We start from the raw sequence: 6,605 nt of genomic DNA on the forward strand, positions 1-6,605 counted from the left end.
CCATAGTGACATTATCTCAGAACAGTTATACCGTGACATTATCACAGAACAACGACAAATCATTTAAAAAACATGTTGACATCGAGTTGTGGAAGTGATATTATCTTTTTGTCGGCTTCGATGAAGCGACTTTCTCAAAACGGGTTCTTAGCTCAGTTGGTAGAGCAGGTGACTCTTAATCATCAGGTCCAGGGTTCGAGCCCCTGAGAACCCACCATTAACGAAGACAGACCGCCGGTCGCATGACCGGCGGTTTTTTATTTGCGTCGGCGGTGCAAGCTTAGTTTGGCCTGAACGCCGCCTCCAGGGCGCCCGTGTTCTCGAAACCGCGGAAATATTTGATCTTGCCGTCCTGCACTTCGACGACGACCGCCCAGCAGCTCTCGAACGTCCGGTTTGTGCTGCGGACCCGGTGCTTGAACCTTACCCACGCGAAGGCGGAAGTTTCATCGGCGAGGACTTTGCGGATTTCGAATTCCTGCGGATCGAGGTCTCTCGCAAACTTGGAGAGCAGCGTCCTTATTATGGACGGAACGATGGATGTCGGCGTCACCACCGTGCCGGATCATCCGGACGGCAGTATCGCGGTCGTCCCGCTGTTTCACGAAGAATTTGTGCTGGCGGTTTGCGCCGATCACCCGATGGCGAAGGCCAAGGCGATCCCGTTCGATCATTTGCGGCAAATCCGGATGTTCATGTTCGGCGCGGAACATCAGATCACGAAGCGGATCCGCGCTTGCTGCGAGGCGAAAGGGCTGGTCCTCGACAATCCCATCGTGACTTCCACGCTGTCGACGCTCCTGTCGCTCGTCGGACAAGGTCTGGGCGGAGCCATCCTTCCGCGGCTGCTGCTTGAGTATATGCGGCCCGACAACATTGCCGCCGTCACGCTGCTCGATCCCACGCCGAGCCAGGACATCTGCACTCTGTACCGCACGGACAAATATTTGAGTCAAGCCGCAAGAATCTTTATGGACGATCTGGTTTCTTTCGTGGAAAGCGTCAAGGCGCAGGCTGCCCTGTCATCGGGCTGAACCGTGCAGACGAATTGGAAAGAACGAACGACAACACGCACGCGCTGCAGTTCTATCAGAAGCGGGGCTTTCATCTGCATGCGCTGCGCGTCAACGCGCTCGCGGAATCGCGCAAGCTGAAGCCGGAAATACCGGAGGTCGGCAACGACGGCATTCCGCTGCGCGACGAGATCGAGTTGAGCATGTGGCTGGATTGATGGGAATTGGACTAACGGAACCATAAGACGCTATTTTATCGCCCACGCAATCTTTTGAATGTGTAACGGAACGTGGTGCACTTATTGCGGCTGCGTGGACGATTTTTTTTGCCTTTTTTCTGCAATAAAGTCATCTGGTTCCGTTAGCGCATGTAAATCGCATGATTTTGACCAATAGCGTATGTACGTTCCGTTAGCATTGAGCCTGTTACGCGTCATAACGTTTCTTCGCCCGGCCGTCCGATAGCCGCAGACTGTCGCCGACGTTGAGTTGATATGTGCGGTATCGAATATTGCCGCTCGCGACGACCAGATGGTTCGAATCTACAAGCCGATGCAGCACTTTGCGGGCATACCGTTCGGTGATTCGCAGATGACCGGCCAACTCGTTCGGCGTAAACGGCCGGAGCAGCCTGCGGGCGAACCGGACCGTTTCTGCCTCCAGCCAGTCCAGCCCCGCATCCGCATCGAAAGATAAAAATTTGCCCACAAAGGACAATACCAGCTGCTTGCAAAACTCCGGCTCTTCCCGGATCGACAGGTACGCCACCGGCAGCCAGATCCAGCCGTCGAGCGAGAGCAGGCTTTGCCGGCGGCACAGATCCTTGAACCTCCGCGTATCCAGATCGCGGGCATGCGTCCGATAGTCCTGAATCTCGATGTTGCCTTTGGCGCCGCCCGGCATGAACGCGAGATCCAGATATCGGTATCCCTGGTGGAAATCACGGACTTCCCATTCCGCATGCAAATGATCGAACGATCCGACAACGGGGTACCAGATGCTGCGAAGAAACTCCACCGTGCCATGGCTGAGCCCTTTTTCCAAAAGCTCGCGTCTCCGGTGGTTCTTCTCCTCCGCTATTTGCTTCTGCATCCACAGCTCATACTGTTTGGTGAACACGACGAATCTCCCCTCAATGAAAAATGCCGCTTCGATCCCGTGTGAGGATCAAAGCGGCATGTGCTTCATGACCGTTGATTTGAATATAGCACCGGACAGCGCCGGGATCAAGCGCGGCATTCCCGATCCGGAAGCGCAGAAGCGGGCAATTCAAACGGCGGTGATGAGGAGGACCGTCAGCGTTTTTCAACCGCGGCAAGTGAAAGAATCGCCCTCCAAACTTCCAACTTTTTTCAATCCCGCGCCGTCTAATTGGCATAAGCAACCGCAAAACAGGAGATGGAGATGAACGCGAACGCGAGAATTCGACTTACCATGCTGGCCGTTGCGATAGCGGCAGGGTTGGCCTCATGCTCGTCTTCTGCAGACGATGCCGTGCGTGAACAGATGCGCGATACCCTTGTCCAGTCGAAACAAACCGGCGAACCTTCCGCCAATCTCGATACGCCGTCCGGCCAATCTGACGAAGATTCATCCCGCGAAGCTGTGCAAACCGGGCAGAACGCGCCCTTCACGGCATTGCCGCCTGAATCGGAGCCGCTTTCGCTGATTGCGGAGATTCCGGATCGGGATATCCGGCTTTATGGTGCGCCTGATGGCGTCGTGCTGCAGGTCGGAGAACATGTGCAGGCTTTCGAGTGGGACTATATGACACCCCGGGGCATCATGCCGGTCATGCATGCGGCGGATTACGATGCGGACGGGGAAGAGGAACTGGCGATTGACCTGCACATCGGATCGGGCACCGGCATTGCGGTGGATGAACTGCATATCGTCGAGTTCGACGAAACGGGCCGGATGGAAGATCATGTCTTTGCGGAAAGCGATTATCTTGCACAATTGGAAGAGCAGCTCAAGTTTCGGGTGGTGAGCCGGGACCGTGACGTGCTGGGTGAAATTACGGTCGGGTCCCGGACGCATCACGTGAATTTGGCGGCGTTCGCTTCCGAAGAATACGGGAAAATCCTGGACCGCCTGATCTACGGCAGCATCGTCTGGTTCGAGGCATCGCCGCAAAAGTTGACGGCCGAAATCGCCGTCGGAGTCGGGATCGAGACCTTTGCGACCCCTCAATATATCGGCACGGTGCAGGCGGATGTGACATATCGAAACGGCCGGTTTTATTTGCGGAATATTGCGTTCGAGCCTTATCCGGAATACATCGTATCTTGAAACGGCGCTTGCCTCGACAGCACGAATGCCCGGGATCTCCCGCGGAACGGGAGACAGCCGGGCATTTGCATTTGCTCGATAACAGCCGTCATCGCTATATTCGCACGACCATTCAAACCTCGCGGCCTGCCGGCGCCGTCCGGCTGCCCGCCAGCATCCAGACGGCGAGGACGAACATGGCGTGCGACCAGGTGAGCGGCACGACCCATGCCGTCTCGCCGGTGCTGCGGTCGACTTGTTCCGGCAGCAGGCCGAGGCGCGTCCGGTGGTCGATCGCCCATTGCATCAGCCGCTCGGCTTCGTCCGGCCGTCCCTGGGCAATGCGGAATTGCGCGAGCCACAGCGTGGTCAGAATCCACGGGTTGCCGCCGATGTACCGGTCGTTCTCGTAGCGCTTGATGCCGCCGACGCCGGGCGTCCACAGCGCTTCCTGCACCCGGTCGGCCGTCTTCGCCATCCGCTCGTCGCTGACGTCAAGCGCCGCGAAGGGTACCGCGAGGCCGAGCAGGCTGACATCGACGATCGGATCGACGTCCAGCACATACCGCGCGTAGCCTTTGGCCGTCCGGGTGACCGTGCCGCCGGCTCCCGCCCGGACGGCGGCGTCGTATTGATCTTCCGGCACGGTCAGGCGGATCGAGCGGTAATGGCAGCCGCGTCCGGCATCCCACAGATGGGCGGCGATGCCGTCCCGCACGCGCCGCGCGGCTTCGCGCCACTTCTCGGCCGGTTCCCGCCGGCCGCGCGCCTCCGCGATGCGTGCGGCAGCGTCGAGGCCGCCATAGACCGCCGCCGATGAGTAGGCGTGCTGGGCGACCCGCTCTTCCCACAGGTCATGGGACGGCTTCGGCAGGCCGTTCTCGTCCAGCATGCGGACGAGGAAATCGGCGCCCCGCTCGACCGCTTCCCACACTTCGTCGCCGAGCACCCATTCGCTGCCCGTCAGCTCGTAATGGCGCCACAACCCCCACAGGATCGAGGCGCCTTCGTCGATCTGCAGTCCCCACGACGGCGCGAGCGTGCCGTCGTGATAGTGCCGCTGCTGCCACGCGCCGGACCGGTCCTGCGCGGTGAGCGCCCAGCGGAAAAATTTCTCCGACAGCGTCCCGAGCCCGGCCAGATCCATCGCGGTTGCGATGAACGCGGCGTCCCGGCCCCAGCAGTAGCCGTATCCGCCCGAACGGGCGTAGGATTCATCCATTTCGGGCGCGGCGATGACGGCGCCGGACAGTTCGTCGCTCATCAGCTTCATGACGAGCAGGGAGCGCTCGTACAGGCTGCGGATCGGCTCATCGCCGATCGGGCACGGGTTGGCCGCCTTGAGCCAGTTCCGCCAGTACTCGGCGGTTCGGTTATAGAGCTCGGCGTATGGCACGGAGCGAAGCTTGCCGAGCTGATCGAGGGCCGGCTCGATCCGATCCGCGGCCGACAGGTACAGCGTCAGCTCAACCGTGCCGCCGGGCGCGACATCCGGGAAGCGCCAGGCCATTGCGCCGCCGGCGCCCAGCTGCGCTTCCGATCCGTTCAGCCTTCCGGATTCCGCTTCCTCGCGCGAAGCGCCCGCCTGAAACTCGGCGCATGCCCGGTCCGCCGACACGGCGAAGACGTGCGATCCCCGATAATGGACGAGCGCATCCGACGGTTCGTCGAAGAGCGACGCCTGATGATGGGGCGTCTCGCCGATCCAGAACGAAGCATAATGGATGAATTGCAGGGAGACACTGCGATCTCCGGTGTTCGTGATCCGGTAATGGCGAATGAGGACATCGGCATCGGGTGCGGCAAAATGCGTCGACTCGATCAAGACCGGATGATTTCGGTGGGTGGCGGCGGTATGCACGATGTTGGTTCCGGGCTCGTACCCGGCGTCCGCCCGCCAGCCGTCCGTTTCGCTGTCGAACCACAGCGTGCTTCCGCCGTCGATCCGGATGCCGGTCCGCCACTCGTCCAGATGCTGCGGGCTGTCGATGTGCGGATGCCACAGACGATAGATGCGTCCTCCGACTCCGAGCGCGGCCAGCATGCGGGAATTGCCGATGACGGCGTCAATCAGATGCGGTTTTTTGGACAGGTCGATTCGTTGCTGCGCTGCTTGCTGCAATCGCGTCATCTCCTCACGGGCATGAATTTGGCAGGATTATCCAAAACTTCATTTGACGGATGAGCCGCGCACGATCAGACGGTGCGGAATGATTTTGCGGGTCTGGTGCAGCGGTTCCTTGGAGATCGTCTTGATCAGCGTCTGCGCCGTCATGTAGCCGATCTGGTACGTGCCGATGTCCACGCTGGTGAGCGGCGGCGACGTATGCTCGGACAGTGAAATGTTGTTGAAGCCGACCAGGCACATGTCCTGCGGGACGGAGTAGCCGAGTTCGTTCAGGCCGTGCAGCACGCCGAAGGCGACGATGTCGTCGATGACGACGAGCGCGGTCGGCCGCTCGGGCAAATTCATCAGCATCGACATGGCGCGGTAGCCCGTCTCCTGCAGAAACTCGCCTTCAACGATCCAGTCTTCCGAAATGCTCAGCCCGGCTTCGAGCATGGCTTGCCGATATCCCGTGAGCCGGTCCTGCGAGACGGTCAGCTCCTGCGGGCCGCTGACGAAGCCGATCCGCTCATGCCCCTGGTTGATCAGGTGGCGGGTGGCATCGTATGCCGCCTGCACGTTGTCGTTGTCGACCGTCGGCGCATCGGGGAAGTCCGGAGAGCGGCCGATGATGACGAACGGGAACCCGACTTCATTGAGAAAATGGATCAGCGGGTCTTTCGTCTTCGAGCTGAGCAGAATGATCCCGTCGACCCGACGCCCGCGCACCAGCCGTTTGACGGTCTCGAGCTCGTCCGATTCGCTGCTTCCGGACGCGATGAGCAGGTCGTACCCCGAACGGTTGGCCTGCGCGAGAATGCCGCGCAGCACTTCATGGAAGAAGTAGTTCTGGAACAGCTCTTCGGCCGGACGGGGCAGAATGACGCCCAATATATAGGTGGCTTTCGACACGAGCCCTTTGGCCATGCTGTTCGGATGATAGCCGAGCTCTTCCATGACCCGGGTGACGCGTTCGGCCGTTTCCTTGCTGATCCGCGGGTGCTTCGAGATGACGCGGGATACGGTCGAAGGCGATACGCCGGCCCTCCTTGCGACGTCCTTGATGGTGACGGACATGGTCGTTTTCCCTCCGTGCAATCGTTACCACACAAATGTTAGGTACAATAGTACAGGAAATCAACTAAATTGTAAAGATTCCGCAATCACTCAGGTAAAATGTTACCGAAGGGGGATCGGATCACTCACGTCGAAAT

At 59.7% G+C, this 6,605-nt stretch carries 7 protein-coding genes and 1 tRNA gene; 4 read left to right on the plus strand and 4 right to left on the minus strand.

Features of this window, described 5'->3' with window-relative positions:
- Positions 1 to 141 precede the first annotated feature (141 nt).
- Positions 142 to 217 (plus strand) — tRNA-Lys (locus KJQ12_RS13750).
- A 63-nt stretch (positions 218 to 280) separates the two neighbouring features.
- Here KJQ12_RS13750 and KJQ12_RS13755 read toward each other — a convergent pair.
- A complete protein-coding gene (locus KJQ12_RS13755; protein WP_213485171.1) occupies positions 281 to 556 on the minus strand; it encodes a nuclear transport factor 2 family protein in 276 nt (91 codons plus the stop codon).
- Here KJQ12_RS13755 and KJQ12_RS13760 point away from each other — a divergent pair.
- The gene (locus KJQ12_RS13760) at positions 525 to 1,034 is read left to right on the plus strand and encodes a LysR family transcriptional regulator substrate-binding protein (protein ID WP_213485173.1); all 510 of its coding nucleotides are present in this window, start codon (positions 525 to 527) and stop codon (positions 1,032 to 1,034) included. The genes KJQ12_RS13755 and KJQ12_RS13760 overlap by 32 nt on opposite strands.
- Before the next feature lie 14 nt (positions 1,035 to 1,048).
- The gene (locus KJQ12_RS13765) at positions 1,049 to 1,231 is read left to right on the plus strand and encodes a hypothetical protein (RefSeq protein ID WP_213485176.1); all 183 of its coding nucleotides are present in this window, start codon (positions 1,049 to 1,051) and stop codon (positions 1,229 to 1,231) included.
- 208 nt (positions 1,232 to 1,439) lie between these two features.
- Here KJQ12_RS13765 and KJQ12_RS13770 read toward each other — a convergent pair whose 3' ends face one another.
- On the minus strand, positions 1,440 to 2,105 hold the full coding sequence (locus KJQ12_RS13770; RefSeq protein WP_213485186.1) for a transcriptional regulator: 666 nt from the start codon (positions 2,103 to 2,105) through the stop codon (positions 1,440 to 1,442).
- A gap of 402 nt (positions 2,106 to 2,507) precedes the next feature.
- Here KJQ12_RS13770 and KJQ12_RS13775 point away from each other — a divergent pair, with 402 nt between their 5' ends.
- Positions 2,508 to 3,305, plus strand: coding sequence for a hypothetical protein (locus KJQ12_RS13775; RefSeq protein ID WP_213485177.1), 798 nt, complete (start codon positions 2,508 to 2,510; stop codon positions 3,303 to 3,305).
- Positions 3,306 to 3,417: 112 nt separating this feature from the next.
- Here the strand turns inward: KJQ12_RS13775 and KJQ12_RS13780 are convergent, their stop codons facing one another.
- Positions 3,418 to 5,406 (minus strand): glycoside hydrolase family 15 protein, encoded by a 1,989-nt coding sequence (locus tag KJQ12_RS13780; RefSeq protein WP_213485178.1) that lies wholly within the window; start codon positions 5,404 to 5,406, stop codon positions 3,418 to 3,420.
- 48 nt (positions 5,407 to 5,454) lie between these two features.
- Entirely contained in the window at positions 5,455 to 6,468 is a 1,014-nt protein-coding gene (locus KJQ12_RS13785) for a LacI family DNA-binding transcriptional regulator (RefSeq protein ID WP_213485184.1), read from the minus strand.
- Positions 6,469 to 6,605: the final 137 nt, after the last annotated feature.

The sequence above is a fragment of the Thermobacillus xylanilyticus genome (genome assembly GCF_907165215.1).
GTDB classification, from domain to species: Bacteria; Bacillota; Bacilli; order Paenibacillales; family Paenibacillaceae; genus Thermobacillus; species Thermobacillus xylanilyticus.